At 49.3% G+C, this 18,159-nt stretch carries 8 protein-coding genes, 14 tRNA genes, 3 rRNA genes and 1 pseudogene (1 of these 26 running past the window's edge); all 26 read left to right on the forward strand.

What is annotated here, in order from left to right:
- A 5S ribosomal RNA gene (rrf, locus tag ACZ5N7_RS15815) occupies positions 1-51 on the forward strand (it extends 66 nt beyond the left edge of the window).
- Positions 52-96: 45 nt separating this feature from the next.
- Positions 97-173: transfer RNA gene (locus ACZ5N7_RS15820), tRNA-Ile, on the forward strand.
- Positions 174-309: 136 nt separating this feature from the next.
- Positions 310-385: transfer RNA gene (locus tag ACZ5N7_RS15825), tRNA-Ala, on the forward strand.
- 259 nt (positions 386-644) lie between these two features.
- Positions 645-3,570: ribosomal RNA gene (locus ACZ5N7_RS15830) — 23S ribosomal RNA — on the forward strand.
- Between the two features lie 134 nt (positions 3,571-3,704).
- Positions 3,705-3,821 (forward strand): 5S ribosomal RNA (gene rrf / locus ACZ5N7_RS15835).
- A gap of 5 nt (positions 3,822-3,826) precedes the next feature.
- Positions 3,827-3,902: transfer RNA gene (locus ACZ5N7_RS15840), tRNA-Asn, on the forward strand.
- A 1-nt stretch (position 3,903) separates the two neighbouring features.
- A tRNA-Thr gene (locus tag ACZ5N7_RS15845) sits at positions 3,904-3,976 on the forward strand.
- Between the two features lie 9 nt (positions 3,977-3,985).
- Positions 3,986-4,057: transfer RNA gene (locus ACZ5N7_RS15850), tRNA-Glu, on the forward strand.
- 59 nt (positions 4,058-4,116) lie between these two features.
- Positions 4,117-4,192, forward strand: a tRNA-Val gene (locus ACZ5N7_RS15855).
- A gap of 37 nt (positions 4,193-4,229) precedes the next feature.
- Positions 4,230-4,302: transfer RNA gene (locus tag ACZ5N7_RS15860), tRNA-Thr, on the forward strand.
- Between the two features lie 7 nt (positions 4,303-4,309).
- Positions 4,310-4,381, forward strand: a tRNA-Gln gene (locus ACZ5N7_RS15865).
- Positions 4,382-4,427: 46 nt separating this feature from the next.
- Positions 4,428-4,500 (forward strand) — tRNA-Lys (locus tag ACZ5N7_RS15870).
- Positions 4,501-4,524: 24 nt separating this feature from the next.
- Positions 4,525-4,607 (forward strand) — tRNA-Leu (locus ACZ5N7_RS15875).
- Between the two features lie 78 nt (positions 4,608-4,685).
- Positions 4,686-4,760 (forward strand) — tRNA-Gly (locus tag ACZ5N7_RS15880).
- Between the two features lie 6 nt (positions 4,761-4,766).
- A tRNA-Arg gene (locus ACZ5N7_RS15885) sits at positions 4,767-4,843 on the forward strand.
- Positions 4,844-4,861: 18 nt separating this feature from the next.
- Positions 4,862-4,938 (forward strand) — tRNA-Pro (locus tag ACZ5N7_RS15890).
- Positions 4,939-4,945: 7 nt separating this feature from the next.
- Positions 4,946-5,019, forward strand: a tRNA-Gly gene (locus tag ACZ5N7_RS15895).
- A 222-nt stretch (positions 5,020-5,241) separates the two neighbouring features.
- Positions 5,242-8,031, forward strand: a complete 2,790-nt coding sequence (ppc, locus tag ACZ5N7_RS15900) for a phosphoenolpyruvate carboxylase (protein ID WP_464655521.1) — start codon at positions 5,242-5,244, stop codon at positions 8,029-8,031.
- A gap of 220 nt (positions 8,032-8,251) precedes the next feature.
- Positions 8,252-8,836: an RNA polymerase sigma factor SigW gene (gene sigW, locus ACZ5N7_RS15905; RefSeq protein ID WP_464655523.1), complete on the forward strand. Its 585-nt coding sequence runs from the start codon at positions 8,252-8,254 to the stop codon at positions 8,834-8,836.
- A 77-nt stretch (positions 8,837-8,913) separates the two neighbouring features.
- A complete protein-coding gene (locus ACZ5N7_RS15910; RefSeq protein ID WP_464655525.1) occupies positions 8,914-9,516 on the forward strand; it encodes a zf-HC2 domain-containing protein in 603 nt (200 codons plus the stop codon).
- Positions 9,517-9,672: 156 nt separating this feature from the next.
- Positions 9,673-10,488 carry a diadenylate cyclase CdaA gene (gene cdaA / locus ACZ5N7_RS15915; protein ID WP_464655527.1) on the forward strand — a complete coding sequence of 272 codons (816 nt, stop codon included), beginning with the start codon at positions 9,673-9,675 and terminating at the stop codon, positions 10,486-10,488.
- Positions 10,481-11,731, forward strand: coding sequence for a CdaR family protein (locus tag ACZ5N7_RS15920; protein ID WP_464655529.1), 1,251 nt, complete (start codon positions 10,481-10,483; stop codon positions 11,729-11,731). The genes cdaA and ACZ5N7_RS15920 overlap by 8 nt, the downstream gene beginning before the upstream one ends.
- Before the next feature lie 19 nt (positions 11,732-11,750).
- The gene (glmM, locus tag ACZ5N7_RS15925; protein WP_464655530.1) at positions 11,751-13,091 is read left to right on the forward strand and encodes a phosphoglucosamine mutase; all 1,341 of its coding nucleotides are present in this window, start codon (positions 11,751-11,753) and stop codon (positions 13,089-13,091) included.
- 591 nt (positions 13,092-13,682) lie between these two features.
- Entirely contained in the window at positions 13,683-15,512 is a 1,830-nt protein-coding gene (gene glmS, locus ACZ5N7_RS15930; RefSeq protein ID WP_464655532.1) for a glutamine--fructose-6-phosphate transaminase (isomerizing), read from the forward strand.
- A gap of 616 nt (positions 15,513-16,128) precedes the next feature.
- Positions 16,129-16,422: pseudogene (locus tag ACZ5N7_RS15935) on the forward strand (IS1595 family transposase); the annotation flags it as partial.
- A gap of 658 nt (positions 16,423-17,080) precedes the next feature.
- Complete coding sequence (locus ACZ5N7_RS15940) at positions 17,081-17,938, forward strand: alpha/beta fold hydrolase (RefSeq protein WP_464655533.1); 858 nt, start codon at positions 17,081-17,083, stop codon at positions 17,936-17,938.
- The last annotated feature ends 221 nt before the right edge of the window (positions 17,939-18,159 follow it).

Consider the following 18,159-nt stretch of genomic DNA (forward strand, 5'->3'; position numbering starts at 1 on the left):
GCCGATGGTACTTGGACCGCAGGGTCCCGGGAGAGTAGGACATTGCCAAGCGAGCCCACTGTGGTGGGTTTTTATTTTGCGGTAGATGTATTGTCCGGGCCCTTAGCTCAGCTGGTTAGAGCGCACCCCTGATAAGGGTGAGGTCGGTGGTTCGAGTCCACTAGGGCCCACCATTTCATTTTATACTCCTGTGAATGGCCGGACGAATTGGGGAGGCAGCCCCATGATCACGCTTCCGAAGAAAGTTTCTGATAAACTTCAAGCCATCGGAATAAGCGACGAGCCCACCTCACTTTGGAGAAAATGTTTGGGGCCATAGCTCAGCTGGGAGAGCGCCTGCCTTGCAAGCAGGAGGTCAGCGGTTCGATCCCGCTTGGCTCCACCAAAATGCCAAAAACTGTGCTCTTGATAAAAGGGCCGGGAATGTGGTAAGATAACCTTCACCGCTTTTGAGGCGGTGTAGAGAGAAATGCTTGTTCCTTGAAAACTAGATAGCGAAACAACGTAAAGCATCATGTTGTTCTTTTAGTTTGCGCGAAGGTTGTTCTGGTTGTGCGTACTTTTGTCACTCGGTTTCCACCGCAAGGTGTGTCATCAAGAAAGCGAGGGACAACGGGAGCACGGGCAGAAGCAACCGGAGCATTGGTTAAGCTAATAAGAGCGCACGGAGGATGCCTAGGCGCTAGGAGCCGAAGAAGGACGTGGCGAACGACGAAATGCCTCGGGGAGCCGTAAGCAGGCTTTGATCCGGGGATGTCCGAATGGGGGAACCCGCGTATCGTAATCGATACGTACCATGCAGTGAATTCATAGCTGCATCGGAGGCATACGAGGGGAACTGAAACATCTAAGTACCCTCAGGAGAAGAAAACAAGAGTGATTCCGTCAGTAGCGGCGAGCGAAATCGGAACAGCCCAAACCAGAGGGCATGCTCTCTGGGGTTGTAGGACGTCTTACACGGAGTGATAAAAGAGCAGCGTAGGCGAAGCGGCCTGGAAAGGCCGGCCAAAGAAGGTAACAGCCCTGTAGCTGAAATGCCGCTCTCTCTTTAGACGCATCCTGAGTACCGCGGGACACGTGAAACCCCGCGGGAATCCGGCAGGACCATCTGCCAAGGCTAAATACTCCCTAGCGACCGATAGTGAAGCAGTACCGTGAGGGAAAGGTGAAAAGCACCCCGGGAGGGGAGTGAAAGAGAACCTGAAACCGTGCGCTTACAAGAAGTCAGAGCCCGATCTAGGGGTGATGGCGTGCCTTTTGTAGAATGAACCGGCGAGTTACGTTCCCGTGCGAGGTTAAGGTGAAGAGCCGGAGCCGCAGCGAAAGCGAGTCTGAACAGGGCGAATGAGTACGTGGACGTAGACCCGAAACCGTGTGATCTACCCCTGTCCAGGGTGAAGGTGAGGTAACACTCACTGGAGGCCCGAACCCACGAATGTTGAAAAATTCGGGGATGAGGTGGGGGTAGCGGAGAAATTCCAATCGAACTCGGAGATAGCTGGTTCTCCCCGAAATAGCTTTAGGGCTAGCCTCAGGAAGAAAGAGTAGTGGAGGTAAAGCACTGATTGGGTGCGGGGCCCGCCAAGGGTTACCAAGTCCAGTCAAACTCTGAATGCCACATACTTGTACCTGGGAGTCAGACAGTGAGTGCTAAGATCCATTGTCAAGAGGGAAACAGCCCAGACCATCAGCTAAGGTCCCTAAGTAGGTGTTAAGTGGGAAAGGATGTGGAGTTGCACAGACAACCAGGATGTTGGCTTAGAAGCAGCCACCATTGAAAGAGTGCGTAATAGCTCACTGGTCGAGTGACTCTGCGCCGAAAATGTAACGGGGCTAAACACACCACCGAAGCTATGGATTGACGAAAGTCAGTGGTAGGGGAGCGTTGTGTACCGGAGCGAAGGTAGACCGGAAGGACTGCTGGACTGTACACAAGTGAGAATGCCGGTATGAGTAACGAAAAGACAAGTGAGAATCTTGTCCGCCGAAAGCCTAAGGGTTCCTGAGGAAGGTTCGTCCGCTCAGGGTTAGTCGGGACCTAAGGCGAGGCCGAAAGGCGTAGTCGAAGGACAACAGGTGGAAATTCCTGTACCACCGTAAGCCGTTATGAGTAATGGGGTGACGCAGAAGGGTAGTCGTGCGAGCGGATGGATGCTCGTCCAAGCAGTGAGGCTGATGTGCAGGCAAATCCGCGCATCGTAAGGCTGGGCTGTGATGGGGAGGGAAATGTAAGTACCGAAGGCGATGATCTCATGCTGCCAAGAAAAGCCTCTAGCCAGGCGAAGGTGCCCGTACCGCAAACCGACACAGGTAGGCGAGAAGAGAATTCTAAGGCGCGCGGAAGAACTCTCGTTAAGGAACTCGGCAAAATGACCCCGTAACTTCGGGAGAAGGGGTGCCCCGGTAAGGTGAATAGCCTGAGGGGGCCGCAGTGAAAAGGCCCAAGCGACTGTTTAGCAAAAACACAGGTCTGTGCGAAGCCGCAAGGCGAAGTATACGGGCTGACGCCTGCCCGGTGCTGGAAGGTTAAGGGGAGTGGTTAGGTGCAAACCGAAGCTGTGAACCGAAGCCCCAGTAAACGGCGGCCGTAACTATAACGGTCCTAAGGTAGCGAAATTCCTTGTCAGGTAAATTCTGACCCGCACGAATGGCGTAACGACTTGGGCGCTGTCTCAACGAGAGATCCGGTGAAATTTTAATACCTGTGAAGATGCAGGTTACCCGCGACAAGACGGAAAGACCCCATGGAGCTTTACTGCAGCTTGATATTGAATTTGGGTACGATCTGTACAGGATAGGTGGGAGCCTAAGAAGCATGAGCGCCAGCTTGTGCGGAGGCGACGTTGGGATACCACCCTGATCGTATCTAGGTTCTAACCTGGGTCCGTGATCCGGATCGGGAACAGTGTCAGGCGGGCAGTTTGACTGGGGCGGTCGCCTCCTAAAGAGTAACGGAGGCGCCCAAAGGTTCCCTCAGAATGGTTGGAAATCATTCGAAGAGTGCAAAGGCAGAAGGGAGCTTGACTGCGAGACAAACAGGTCGAGCAGGGACGAAAGTCGGGCTTAGTGATCCGGTGGTACCGAATGGAAGGGCCATCGCTCAACGGATAAAAGCTACCCTGGGGATAACAGGCTTATCTCCCCCAAGAGTCCACATCGACGGGGAGGTTTGGCACCTCGATGTCGGCTCATCGCATCCTGGGGCTGAAGTAGGTCCCAAGGGTTGGGCTGTTCGCCCATTAAAGCGGTACGCGAGCTGGGTTCAGAACGTCGTGAGACAGTTCGGTCCCTATCTGTCGCGGGCGCAGGAAATTTGAGAGGAGCTGTCCTTAGTACGAGAGGACCGGGATGGACGTACCGCTGGTGTACCAGTTGTTCCGCCAGGAGCACCGCTGGGTAGCCAAGTACGGAAGGGATAAGCGCTGAAAGCATCTAAGCGTGAAGCCCCCCTCAAGATGAGATTTCCCAATTCAGTAAGACCCCTTGTAGACGACGAGGTAGATAGGTTCGGGGTGGAAGTGCAGCAATGCATGCAGCTGACGAATACTAATCGGTCGAGGGCTTAACCATAATACCAAAGAAAGTGAAGAGGAAGCTGACAAAGCGGAATCCGAATACTTTCTCGGGGCTCGAAAGAACAAACAAGCTTACGTTGAATTCGCTGCTAGTTTTCAGGGAATAAACACCCTGAATGAAATAAAACGTTTGGTGATCATGGCGAAGGGGAACCACGCGTACCCATACCGAACACGGCCGTTAAGCCCTTCAGCGCCGATGGTACTTGGACCGCAGGGTCCCGGGAGAGTAGGACATTGCCAAGCATTGTTCCCTGATAGCTCAGTTGGTAGAGCACTCGACTGTTAATCGAGTTGTCACAGGTTCGAGTCCTGTTCGGGGAGCCATGCTTCCATAGCTCAGTAGGTAGAGTGCATCCATGGTAAGGATGAGGTCACCGGTTCGATTCCGGTTGGAAGCTTTTTTGCAAGGCCCGTTGGTCAAGGGGTTAAGACACCTCCCTTTCACGGAGGTAACAGGGGTTCGAATCCCCTACGGGTCATTTTATTACAAACAAGTTCCCGCCGATCCTGAAAGCAGAGGGAGCTTACATAATGATGCGGAGGCTTAGCTCAGCTGGGAGAGCATCTGCCTTACAAGCAGAGGGTCGGCGGTTCGATCCCGTCAGCCTCCACCATTATAAATCATCTAAGAAGTGGACATACTTTGTATATGCCGTTGTAGCTCAATTGGTAGAGCAACTGACTTGTAATCAGTAGGTTGGGGGTTCAAGTCCTCTCGACGGCACATTTAATGGGGATTAGCCAAGCGGTAAGGCAACGGACTTTGACTCCGTCATGCCTAGGTTCGAATCCTAGATCCCCAGTTATTCTTCTCTCATAAAAGAAGCACTAATATATGTAGAGAGGTATGAGCCATTAGCTCAGTCGGTAGAGCACCTGACTTTTAATCAGGGTGTCGAAGGTTCGAGTCCTTCATGGCTCACCTGTTATCTTTTGCGGCAGGCAGGCGCGTATGGCGGAATTGGCAGACGCACTAGACTTAGGATCTAGCGGGCGACCGTGGGGGTTCAAGTCCCTCTACGCGCACCAAGAAACAGAAGTTGCAGTATTGAAATAGTTCTTGATTTATGGTATCATAGTATTTACTTATTTAATAAGCAGCATTTTGCGGAAGTGGCTCAGCGGTAGAGCATCGCCTTGCCAAGGCGAGGGTCGCGGGTTCGATTCCCGTCTTCCGCTCCATTATGTGTGCCCTTAGCTCAGCTGGATAGAGCGTTTGACTACGAATCAAAAGGCCGGGAGTTCGAATCTCTCAGGGCACGCCATTATACTTCAAGATGAAACGGGACGTAGCTCAGCTTGGTAGAGCACCTGGTTTGGGACCAGGGGGTCGCATGTTCGAATCGTGTCGTCCCGACCATTATATTGCGGGTGTAGTTCAATGGTAGAACTTTAGCCTTCCAAGCTAATAGCGTGGGTTCGATTCCCATCACCCGCTCCATCGGAAAAGAGACCTCAGAGGTCTCTTTTTTGCTGTAGGATTGGCTGTTAACTGCTCGCTTTATTGGTTTGCTGATGCATTTTTCTGACAATTAACATAATAAGGTATGCTTCATTTTCAAAAAGATTAACAATCTGTGGCTTTACTGTGTTAAACTATTCAATAGTGCTGCAAATGTGTAATTATGTTATAGGGTATAGTGCTGGTGAAAGGATGAGAGAGATGACAGAGAGCATTACTGTAGAAGCGAAACCATCCCCGAACAATCTGCTGCGCAGGGATGTCCGATTTTTGGGCAGCTTACTGGGTGAAGTTCTAGTGAAGGATGGCGGAACAGAACTGCTAGGTGTGGTCGAGAAGATCCGCGAGATGAGCAAAAATATGCGGGCCCACTTTGTGCCTGAGCTTTTTGAAGAATTCAAAACGACAATCAAATCATTGGCTTCCGAAAACCGGCATCAGGTGATCCGGGCTTTTGCCATATATTTTCAGCTGGTGAACATTGCTGAGCAAAACCACCGGATTCGCCGTATGAAAGATTACGACAGGGCCTCGGGAGACCAGATTCAGCCCGGTTCCATCGAGAGTATCATACAAGAGCTCAAGCACGCTGATATTCCGGCAGACGAGGTCCAGCAGATTCTCAAAGGAGTTTCCCTTGAACTTGTCATGACAGCCCATCCTACAGAGGCCACGCGCCGCGTTGTACTGGAGATCCATCAGCGCATAGCAGCCGACGTAATGAAGCTGGACGACCCGACGTTAACAGAAAAAGAAAGGGAGCGCCTGCGCAAAAACCTTTGGAGTGAGGTTCAAGCGCTTTGGCAGACAGATGAACTAAGGGACAGAAAGCCTACCGTAATAGATGAGGTGCGCAACGGTCTATATTATTTTGACGAAACCTTGTTTGAGGTATTGCCTGATGTCTATGCGGAGCTCGAGAGATGCTTGGCAAAATACTACCCTGAGCAGGTATGGCATGTGCCGACCTTTCTCAAATTCGGTTCATGGATCGGCGGCGACAGGGACGGCAATCCTTCGGTGACATCGAGAATCACTTGGGAAACTTTAGGGCTCCACAGAGAATTGGCCCTTAAGAAGTACGCTGCTGCATTGAGGGAAACCATGAATTATATGAGTTTTTCCTCCAATATCGTTAAGGTCAGCAACGAGCTTCTGGAGTCCATCCAGGAAGACCGCAAGGATCTTTCCTTGAAGCAGGATGAGATATGGCGCAATGAGAAAGAACCGTATCGGATTAAACTCACATATATGCTTGAAAAAATCAATAATACCGGAAATCCATCGATTCCTCCGAACCATAAATATAACCGGCCTGAGGAGATGCTGCACGATTTGCATATTCTGGACCGCAGCCTGAGGAACCATAATGCCGATTACATGGCTGACACACACGTGCTGAAGCTGATTCGGCAGGTAGAGCTGTTCGGCTTCTATTTGGCGGCATTGGACGTCAGACAGCACAGCGGAGCGCATGAGAAGGCAATGACCGAGATCTTGTCTTCAATGCGTATTGTTGAAGATTACGCAGCGCTTTCGGAAGACGAAAAAATTGAGCTTTTGACTAAAATACTCAATGACCCAAGACCGATCACTTCCAACTACCTGGATTATTCCGAGTCTACTCAGGAATGTATCAATGTATACCGCACGATTAAAAAAGCACAAGAGGAGTTCGGGCAAAAGTGCATCACGAGCTACCTGATCTCAATGACACGGGACTGCAGTGACTTGCTGGAAGTTCTTGTTCTGGGCAAGGAGGCCGGATTGTACAGAATCGAGGCTGACGGAAAAGCCACCTGCACACTGCAAGCCGCGCCATTGTTCGAGACCATCGATGACCTTCATGCGGCTTCCTCCATTATGACCAGGCTTTTTGAAATTCCTGCATATTTGAACAGCTTGAATAAGGAAACCATGATGCAGGAAATTATGCTGGGTTATTCGGACAGCAACAAGGACGGCGGAGTGATTACAGCGAACTGGGAACTTCGTTTGGCGCTCAAGGAAATTACAGCGGCGGCGAGCAAATATGGCGTGAAGCTCAAATTTTTCCATGGCCGCGGAGGATCACTGGGGCGGGGAGGCATGCCTCTCAACCGCAGTATTCTGTCACAGCCGGCGGATACCGTTGGCGCGGGAATCAAGATAACGGAGCAGGGAGAGGTTCTTTCCTCACGCTACGCGCTTAAAGGCATTGCTTACCGCAGCCTGGAACAGGCGACAACGGCCCTCATCCAGTCGGCGTTGCAGGCGCGGAATCCGGTTACGGACGAGAGGGAGCAGAAATGGGGAGAGATTATCCGGGAGATTTCGGAAAAGGCCCAAACGAAATACCAGGACCTGATTTTCCGCGATAAGGATTTTATGGTGTTCTTCAAACAGTCCACCCCGCTTCCTGAGGTCGGCGAGCTCAATATCGGTTCCCGTCCTTCCAAACGCAACAACAGCGAGAGGTTCGAGGATTTGCGGGCTATCCCTTGGGTATTCGCCTGGACGCAAAGCCGTTATCTTCTGCCTGCCTGGTACGCCGCGGGTACAGCGATCCAAAGCTACTATCAAGGCAAAGAAGAACACCTTCAGGTGCTGAAGGAGATGTATAACGAATGGTCCTTCTTCAGGTCGATGATAGACAGCCTGCAGATGGCACTGGCTAAAGCCGATCTGTTGATCGCCAAGGAATACAGCAAAATGCTAAAAGACACCTCCATCGGCGAGCGAATCTTCGCTTTAATTGAAGAGGAGTACAACCTGACTTCCGAATTGATATTACTGATCACCGGACAAAGCGAGATTCTGGATAACGTTCCGGTCATTCAAGAATCGATCCGCCTGCGTAATCCTTACGTGGATCCGCTCAGCTATCTGCAGGTCGAGCTGCTGACGGAATTGAGAGCGATGCGCGAGCAAAACCAGGACGATCCTGAGCTGCTGCGCGAGGTTCTGCTCACTATCAACGGAATTGCGGCGGGGTTAAGGAACACCGGTTGATGCATTAAGAAAAAAAGTCGAGCGGCCACGGGTTCGCTCGACTTTTTTGTGGAAGCATAGTATAGTCGTAACGTGTGCGGTGCTCACCGGGGAAAATGTGCAGCAGGCATGGGCTGCCGGGACGCCGGCAGAGCGAATAGAGGTTTGAAACCGCATGCCATAAAAAGCAGTAATATTTCAATAGAGAAGAATGTCCGACACGGTTAGTGGAGGTATTTCAGTGAATTATGTAGATGCGCGGCTCGCAAAATTGGCTAGTCAAGGGGATCGCGGAGCGTTCGGTGAGCTGGTGAACTTATATAAAGACAAAATTTATCATTTGGGCTACAGGATGCTTGGTAACGCACAGGAAGCGGAAGACATCGTGCAGGAGACATTCATGAGAGTGTACACGAACATGGAGCGGTATGACGACACCCAGAAATTTTCCACATGGATATACCGTATAGGTACGAATCTGTGCATTGACAGGCTGCGCAAGAAAAAGCCTTCCTACTCTCTGGATGCCGAGATGACGGACGGAGACGGCAACGATTATTACTCGCTTATTCCAAGCCAGGAGGAGACGCCTGAGGAACAGTTGATTTTATCGGAAACGCAGCAGCGGATCCATCGGGCCATTGAAGAACTGCCGGAGAAATATAAATCGGTGGTTGTCCTCAAATATATGCAGGACTGCTCGCTTCAGGAGATCTCCGATATCCTTAACATGCCCGTGACCACGGTAAAAACAAGAGTGCATCGGGGCAGGGAGTTTCTGCGCAAGAAACTGGAAAATGACAACGTTTTTTTTGCAGATACGTAAAAATGGTTGAAACAATTTCGGATTTCATCCGTATGGTAAGTTACGATATCAAGATGGATTAGGAAGGAGCTGGCGGCATGAACTGCAACGAGGCCCTCCCTTTGATGCATGACTACCTGGATGGTGATTTGCCTCAAGAGGAGGTCGCACGATTAAAACGCCATATGTTGGAGTGCCCAAGCTGTCGTGCGGTGTTCCGTCAACTGGAGACAGCAGAGGTTTTTGCAAAATCAATGCCGCAGGTAAACGCCCCCGACTATTTAACTAACCGGATCATGCTCAGTCTTCCTCCTGTTAAGCTGAAGAACAGCTGGTTGACAAGGCTTCGCAGGCATCCTGCGTTATCTGTGGCCGCGGTGTTTTTCTTTGTGATGATGGGAAGCTATCTTTCTTTGTGGAATCAGGATAAGGAGCTCTTGGTCAAAGGAGATCATCTGGATCAAGTGGTCATTAAAGGAGATACGGTGTATGTGCCCAAGGGCCGTACGGTGGAAGGCAATTTGACGGTTAAGGGCGGCAGCATTGATGTAGAAGGCGATATTCAAGGGAACCTCGTCGTCATCGGCGGAAGCGCCAATCTTGCTTCTACCGCCAAGGTGGGCAGTTATGTAAAAATCGATCAAGCCACTTCGTGGTTATGGTATAAGGTTAACGAGTACTGGACGCAGATTTCCAAATAGCCGGGGCGGTGTCGCCAATGAAATTTTTCACGTCCCTCCTCAAAAAGGAGGGTTTTTTGTTGAGAATATGGTATCATTTATGAATAGAAATAGAGAGGATTACATAAAAAAACCATATGTCCTTTTTAGGGTAAAGCGGGGTCTGGGGGAGATGGGATGGACTACTTTACGGAGTTTAAGCTGAAAGACATTGTAGACATCTTAATCGTGAGCTACGTAATTTACAAACTTATCATGCTGCTGCGCGGAACACGGGCTATTCAACTGCTTAAAGGGATTATTGTTGTCCTGGTGGCGTGGTCTCTAAGCTATGTGTTCGACCTGCGGACACTGCAGTGGATGATGAACCAGATGTTTACATTCGGAGTGTTGGCGATTATCATTATTTTTCAACCTGAGCTTCGGCGTGCGCTGGAACAGCTGGGGAGGGGCAAGCTGTTTACCCGCGCCTCTTCGGAAGAGGATCAGGAAGTGAATGTGAGAATCGGTGAAATTATGAAAACGGTCAATTATTTGGCCAAAAGAAAAATTGGCGCGTTGATTGTTTTTGAACGTAATACGGGGCTGAGTGAGTACATTGAATCGGGAACGCAGATGAACTCCTTGATTTCGTCGGAGCTGCTGATCAATATATTTATCCCCAACACTCCGTTGCATGACGGGGCGGTGATTATCCGGCAAAATTTGCTGATGGCTGCAGGCTGTTATCTTCCATTGTCGGAGAACCCATTTATTTCCAAGGAGCTGGGGACCAGGCATCGCGCGGCTATCGGCCTCAGTGAACTGTCGGATTCCGTCTGCGTTATCATATCAGAAGAGACCGGACAAGTCTCGCTGGCGATGAACGGACAGATTGTTAGGGATATTAAGGAGGAATCCTTAATTTCCAAGCTGTTCGAGCAGCTTAAGCCCAAAGTAGGCGTGAAATCCAAGAGCTCCTTGTGGAAAAGGGGGCAGCGCAGCAATGGATAAGTGGCTCAGAAACAGCAACGCGGTGAAAATTGTCGCTTTAGTGCTGGCGGTTTTGCTGTGGGCCCTCGTACACATGAATGACAAGGCGCTCCCCGGAAACGGTGCGATCTCGCCAACCTTGCGGGACGAAACGATCCACAGCGTGAAAGTGACGCCGGTTAACAATACGCCGCAGCTGTCGATCGTTGCAATCACGCCGTCCGAAGTCATCGTGTATATGAAGGGAAAGCCATCCTCATTAAAGAAAATTACAACAAACGATAATTATAAAGTTACGGTCGACCTGAACGGGCTAGGGGTAGGGGAATATTACCTGCCGCTCAAGCCGGTCGGTTTTCCGTCCGATGTCAGCGTAGACACGTCGCCGAGAACGGTGAAGGTGGTATTGGAGGAGATCCAGAAGAAAGAAGTGCCGGTCGACATTAAAGTGACAGGGACCCCGTCCGCTGGGCTCAAAGCAGGAAGTCCCATAGTCAAACCGAACCGGGTCCATGTCACGCTGCCGAGCCACCAGATGGAGGATTCCATTAGCGTGAAAGGGGAAGTGAATGTCGATAAGGCGAACAGCCCCGTGAGCAGGCAGGTGAAGCTGGTTGCGGTGGACAAGCAGGGGAATCCGCTCAATGTAGCCATTACTCCTGCGGTGGTGGATGTGGAGGTTCCGATCACTAAGCCTTTCAAAACGATTCCTTTAAGAATCGGGCTCGGGGGGCAGCCTCCCAATGGTTACGCAGTTGCCGCTGTGACACAGAGCGTGGACACGGTGACCGTATATGGGCCGCAGGATATTATAGACAAAATGGAGTTCTATGATGGCCCTGCGATAAATCTAACCAACCAGACGCAGACCAAACAATATTCACTCGATATTCCGCTCAAGGACAAGGTAATACAGGTCGAGCCGGCCAAAGCGGATGTGAAGGTGGAAATCACAGCCTCAGCCACGAAGAGGATAGAGAACGTTCCGATCAAATTTGTCGGTCAGAACAGTGAATTTACGGTGAAGCTGGTATCTCCGGCAAGTTCTTCCATACCTGTGAACGTTGAAGGAGCACCGACCAATTTGGACAAGCTGACCCCGAATAATATAGAGGCTTTTGTTAATGTAAGCAATCTGCCTCCGGGAGATCATGACTTGCCAATTGAGCTGAACCTGCCTACTCTTATAAAGAGCGCCGAACCGGAACAGTTGAAAGCGAAAGTAGAGATAAAAGCAAAGCCCGCTGCGGCAAATACACAATAAAAAAGGGAGCTTGAGCAATATGGGGAAATATTTTGGCACAGATGGCGTACGTGGAATTGCAAATAAAGAATTGACACCGGAGCTGGCGTTCAAGATCGGACGCTGCGGCGGTTATGTATTGACCAAGCAGGTGAAAACGCCGCAGGTTGTGATCGGACGCGACACTCGAATTTCGGGCAGTATGCTGGAGGCTGCGCTGATCGCCGGCCTGCTTTCTATCGGTGCCCATGTAATTCGCCTTGGCATAATCTCCACTCCGGGAGTGGCTTACTTGACCAGAACAATGAAGGCTGACGCAGGGGTGATGATCTCCGCTTCCCATAATCCGGTAGAAGATAACGGCATTAAATTTTTTGGGGCCGACGGATTTAAGCTGTCCGATGACACCGAGTTGGAGATTGAAGCTTTGATGGACGCTGAATCGGATGAATTGCCTCGGCCGATCGGCGGGGATTTGGGATCTGTGGAAGACGACGAGGAAGCGAAGTGGAAATTCGCCGAATATTTGAAAACGACGGTAAAAGGTTCTTTCACCGGATTTAAGGTAGTGCTCGACTGCGCTAACGGAGCCGCATATGAAATTGCTCCGCGTATTTTCCGTGAGCTGGGAGCGGAAGTGATTGCGATCGGCGCGGAGCCCACCGGCAAGAACATCAACGACCACTGCGGCTCTACCCATCCGGAGGTGCTTCAGCGGGAAGTGATCAAGCATGGAGCGGATCTGGGGCTTTCTTTTGACGGGGATGCGGACCGTTTGATCGCGGTTGACCATCTGGGCGAGGAAGTGGACGGCGACTTCATCCTCAGCATCTGCGGGGAAGCGATGAACCGCGCAGGCAAGCTCAACCACGGTACGATTGTGACTACGGTAATGAGCAACATCGGTTTTTTCAAGGGGATCGAGAAAGCGGGTCTGAAAGCGAAGCAGACAGCCGTGGGCGACCGCTATGTCATGGAGGAAATGCGCAGGGGCGGCTATAACTTGGGCGGCGAACAGTCCGGGCATGTGATTTTTCTTGATTATAATACTACCGGTGACGGGATTTTATCCGCTCTTCAGCTGATGAATACATTGGTGGAATCGGGCAAGAAGCTTAACGAGCTTAAACAGCTGATGCGTAAATATCCTCAGGTGCTGGTCAACGTCAAAGTGGCCGACAAGAGCAAGCTGAAGGGCAATGAGGCGATTGAATCTGCAATCCGGAAAGTGGAGTCCGAACTCGGAGATAACGGACGCGTGCTGGTTCGTCCTTCGGGTACGGAGTCTTTGGTCCGCGTCATGGCTGAAGGCCCGGAGAAGGATCAAGTGCAGACTTATGTGGATCAGATCGTGGGAGTTGTGCAGAAAGAGTTGTGCTAATTAATTAAGGTGGTAAACATTACCTGGCTTTCCGGTGTTTCATCGGGAAGCCTTTTGTTGTATTGTATAAGAAAGGATATTTCAAGTATTCACGGTGTAAGCTGAAAATTTTCTCAGAAAAGCCTCTTAATGTAATCTTAAGTTGCGCCGGAGCCGAAAAATGAATACTATGTATATATGCTTTGATTCAAGGATGGAAAGGTGGGTTGAGGTTACAGCAAGACCAAGCGCCAGAACTTGCTTACATATCGGGAGCCGCGAACTCTTGACATCGCCTTTATGGCTGTGGGACGGAGCGGATTGGAACGGATCATACAAGCTATGATGCCTGACCAATGAAGCAAGTTGACGAGGTGAAGGTGTTCGAAACATTCGGCGGGGACCTTCCGGTAGTACATCAACTACCGACAAGCTAGGAGAACAAAGGATTCGGGTGACTGGATCAACAAAACTCCGGCATGATGCGATTAGCATGTTTGATTTTTAAAAAATCGGTGATTACCGGCCTATTTGTGTTTTACATTTTTGAAAAATGGACAGATTCCTTGACAAACAGCCCAAGCGGCTTATAGAAAAATGGAGGTTACTACTATGTGTGGTATTGTTGGATATATCGGTTTCAGACCGACTCAGGATATTTTGATTGAAGGATTAAGAAAGCTCGAATACCGCGGTTATGATTCCGCAGGGATCGCCGTAGTGACGGAAAATGGTTTGGAGCTGAAAAAATCCGAAGGACGTTTAACGAACCTGGAAGCGATACTGTCGGGTGCTCCTCTGGTGGGTAACGTTGGAATCGGGCATACGCGCTGGGCGACTCACGGGGCGCCTTCCGACAGGAACTCCCATCCGCACGCCGACAATTCCAGCAAGTTCACTGTTGTGCATAACGGAATTATCGAGAACTTTCTTGCTTTGAAAGAAGAGCTTACGGCCAAAGGCCATAACTTCGTCTCGGAGACCGATACTGAAGTTGTGTCTCATCTTTTGGCTGAGCTGTACGACGGAGATATTGTAAGCACTGTGCAAAAAGCGGTGAAGAAGCTGCATGGGGCTTTTGCGCTGGGGGTTCTGACTGAGCATGAACCGGGCAAGCTGGTTGCCGCACGTTTTGCGAGCCCGTTGATTGTCGGCGTTGGCGAAGGAGAGAGCTTCATCGGATCTGACATTCCCGCTATTCTGGAGCACACCCGCGATGTGTATATTCTTGAGGACGGAGAGATTGCGGTGTTGACTACCGGAGGCGTAGAGCTGATGGATTTCAACGGAAATATGATCTCGCGCGATCTGTTCCACGTTGAGTGGGATATCACCACTGCGGAAAAGGGCGGCTATGAGCATTTTATGCTGAAAGAGATTCATGAGCAGCCGAAAGCTTACCGCGACACGATGACAGGCCGCATTTCCGAGAACGGGGACAGTGTCCAGCTGACAGAGATTAATCTGACACCGGAACAAATTCGCGGCTTCAGCCGCATCCATATCGTTGCCTGCGGTACCGCGTATCATGCAGGGTTGGTCGGCAAGAATATCATCGAGAAGCTGGCACGGATCCCAGTGGAAACGGACGTGGCTTCCGAATATCGTTACCGTTCGCCTATTATTACGAAAGACACTCTGGTGATCGTAGTCAGCCAATCCGGTGAAACTGCGGATACGCTCGCGGCTCTTCGCGAAGCCAGGCGCAACGGCGCCCAAGTGCTGGCCATCACTAACGTGGTAGGCAGCTCCGTAGCCCGTGAAGCCGACCATGTCATCATTACGGTAGCAGGTCCTGAAATAGCCGTTGCTTCCACAAAAGCATATACGACCATGCTGGTGGCTTTCTACCTGTTTGGATTGCATTTGGCGCAAACTTTGGGAACGCAGGACGCCGTGTATATCAAAGAGATGATTGCTGCGCTGCAGCAGCTTCCTTCGCAAGTGCAAGCCCTGCTGGCACAAGCGGACAGCATCAAAGCGTTCGCCGAGCAAATCTCGAAGCATGAAGACCTGTTCTTCATTGGCCGCGGTTTGGATTATGCGGTAGCATTGGAAGGCTCTCTGAAACTGAAAGAGATCTCCTACATTCACTCCGAAGCTTATGCTGCCGGAGAACTGAAGCACGGTACAATCGCGCTGATCGAAGAAGGCATCCCGGTGATCGCTCTGGCAACACAAGAGGAGCTGTTCGAGAAGACGCTGAGCAACATCAAGGGAGTCAAAGCCCGCGGTGCTTACGTCATCGGTGTCCATTCCGAAGGAGAGCAGGAGCTTCACAAATCGGTGGATGATTTGATCACCATTCCGAAGACGGATGCTCTGCTGACGCCGGCCTTGGCCGTGATTCCTTTGCAGCTGCTGAGCTACTACGCTTCGCTGGCACGCGGCAACGATGTCGATAAGCCAAGGAACTTGGCGAAGAGCGTGACTGTGGAGTAAGGTTGTTGGGTGTGTGTGAATGCTGTTGAAAAACAACAAAGTTGCATACTGACTAACAAAGTTGCATACTGTGGGTTATAATTGCAAATGGCATACAATATAATTAATTTTGGCACCGAGCTATAATTTAAGTTGGCACTAAAAAGAGCATCCCGTATTGACAAATCCCTTGTCAGTACGGGATTTTTTATATTTTGAACCGTAATTGTTTCATTCCTTGTGTTTGCGAAAAATAAAGTTGGGAACAGTAATTTTTTTTAAAATGCCTGTTGAATTTATAGCAGGAGTGTGCACTGATAATAAACAAAATTAGCGATACTAAGCCCGCTGCCACTGATGAAGTTTTTTATTACGGCTATGTTAAACCACATTGTTGATATTTGATAAATAAGAACATTTGTTCTATAATAAAGGGAATATCATGGCTCGGAGATGATTTTCCCATGGATTTAAAGGAATTGAAGAAGCTTGCTGAAGCACTGGACGATAGTGGCAAGTAAGAACTTATATACTTTTTGCAGTCCCGAACCAAAGGTTTGGCGACTCCTATTCGTGCTATTGATGAAATCCATGAGAAAAAGCATAAGCTGTTGCATGATGAGGTCTCGTATGTAACCTTTTTTACTGGCGGCATAAGATTCTGTCAGCTCTGAAACAAATTCTAACTAAAGCGTTCCAGGGAATCGTCGAAATGGACGAGACCTACTTCTTATTCTCTGAAAAGGGGAAAAGGAACATTTCTGAACGCAAGCCACATAAACGCGGCGGCAAAGCCAAATATCGCGGCATCAGCAACGACCAAGTATGTGTTTTGGTTGCTCGTGACCGTCAGAAAATGACTTTCTCTGGCGTTCTTGGACGTGGACGCATTCGCACAACGAAACTGGATGAGGCGATTGGGCAGAATTTATAAATGCCACTCGATGATTAAGATGAAACCTTTCTAAGAGATAAAATACACCGTTCGTTGGTTTGGTATGACCAAGCGAATCAATCCAATTGTATTGTTGTTCAAGATAATCAACATGACGATTTAAAAGTTGAATATGCTCATTCTTGTCCATTGATCTTAAGACGCCCTGGTAGGAGTGCAAAACTTGCGAAAAATGTTCACTTATTGCAATTACCGTTTTTTCAACCTTGCTATTTTGACTATGCATTTTTTTATCGCAGAAAATACTGATGTTTTTCCTTCGGTAGATAACCCCTGAAGCGGTTGAGCCCAGATTTATTGAAAGTCGTAGCGAAGCTTGGAAATCATACGTGAAGGAAAATCACTTCACTGTAACGGAGGCATGTCAGAAATTCTTAGAGAATCAGGAAAAACTTCGCAACCAGTAAAAACTGGCTGACCTCATAATACGACGGAGAACAAGAGCGGCATGGCAACAGGCTGCTAGCATCCGTGGCAGCCTGTTGAACTATCGGGCAGGATAATGGAGGAGCTTGCTTCAGGCAACTCCTCTTTTGGTTCATTGAAGTAACGGGAGTTATTTTGAAGAAGTATGAAGGTTCTGTAATTACTTTTATAGAATACAAATTATTAAATTGAAATGGAGGTTGAGTACATGAGTGATTGTACCGTAATGTTGTCTGACGGTAGAAAACTTGGCTTTGCAGAGTATGGTCAAAGTGATGGTGAAGTGGTCTTCGTATTTCATGGAACGCCGGGAGCTCGTTTCCAAATCTACGCCACCCGACTAGAGTCTATTGCAAAGGAAGGTCCAGTTCCGTTGCGAATCATCGTACCGGAACGACCTGGGTACGGGTTGTCGGATGCAAAAGAAGGAAGAACACTTGAAGATTGGTGCCAGGATATAGAAGCTTTGGCTGACGAACTTGGTGTTGAACGTTTTTCTATTGTAGGTATTTCTGGAGGTGGTCCTTTTGCTCTAGCCTGTGCGTATAGGATGCCGACTCGTGTTCGAAAAATTGCCGTTATTTGTGGAATTGGTCCTATCGATATCCTTGGAAATGAAGGTCTCTCTAATGAAGAAAAGACTTGCCTTCAGGGTCCTGAATCCACCCGAGCATACATAAGTCAGTTAGCAAATATGGTCAATGCTGACCCAGACCGCTTCACGTTGTATTATATCGCTAACCTTCCAGAATTGGATCGAGAGTTAATTTCAGATGATCTGGTTCCCGTTTTTAAACAATTCTTGATTGAAGCTGCTCGGCAAGTGGAAGGGATGGTAGATGATTATGTGATTTTTGGGCAACCATGGGACATCCCGCTGCAAAAAATTCAAGTTCCTGTTGCGTTCTGGCATAGCAAAGCCGATCACATTGTACCTATACGCCACGCGGAATATCTAGCGTCTCTCATCCCGAACGCAGAGTTGCATCGAATGCAAGACTATGATCATACTGGATCGGTTTTAGCCGTGCAACTTGAACTTTATGATTTTTTAACTTCAGGCTGAGGGTTCGACCTTTCAGCCTGAAGTTACTTGACCTCGTAACCTAATCAATCTCTTTCTAGCAATATATGGTAGAATCGCTCAAGCGTTATTAATCAATTTAAAAGGTACGATTTGTCAAAAGAAATAAACCAATAGACTGAGAAAATAAAGTTGTAGACTGAGCGGCGGCGCTAAACTAACGGGCAGTTTAGTGCAATAGCACCACATAAAAATCAATGTAT

It is taken from the genome of Paenibacillus sp. JCM 18996, assembly GCF_055392555.1.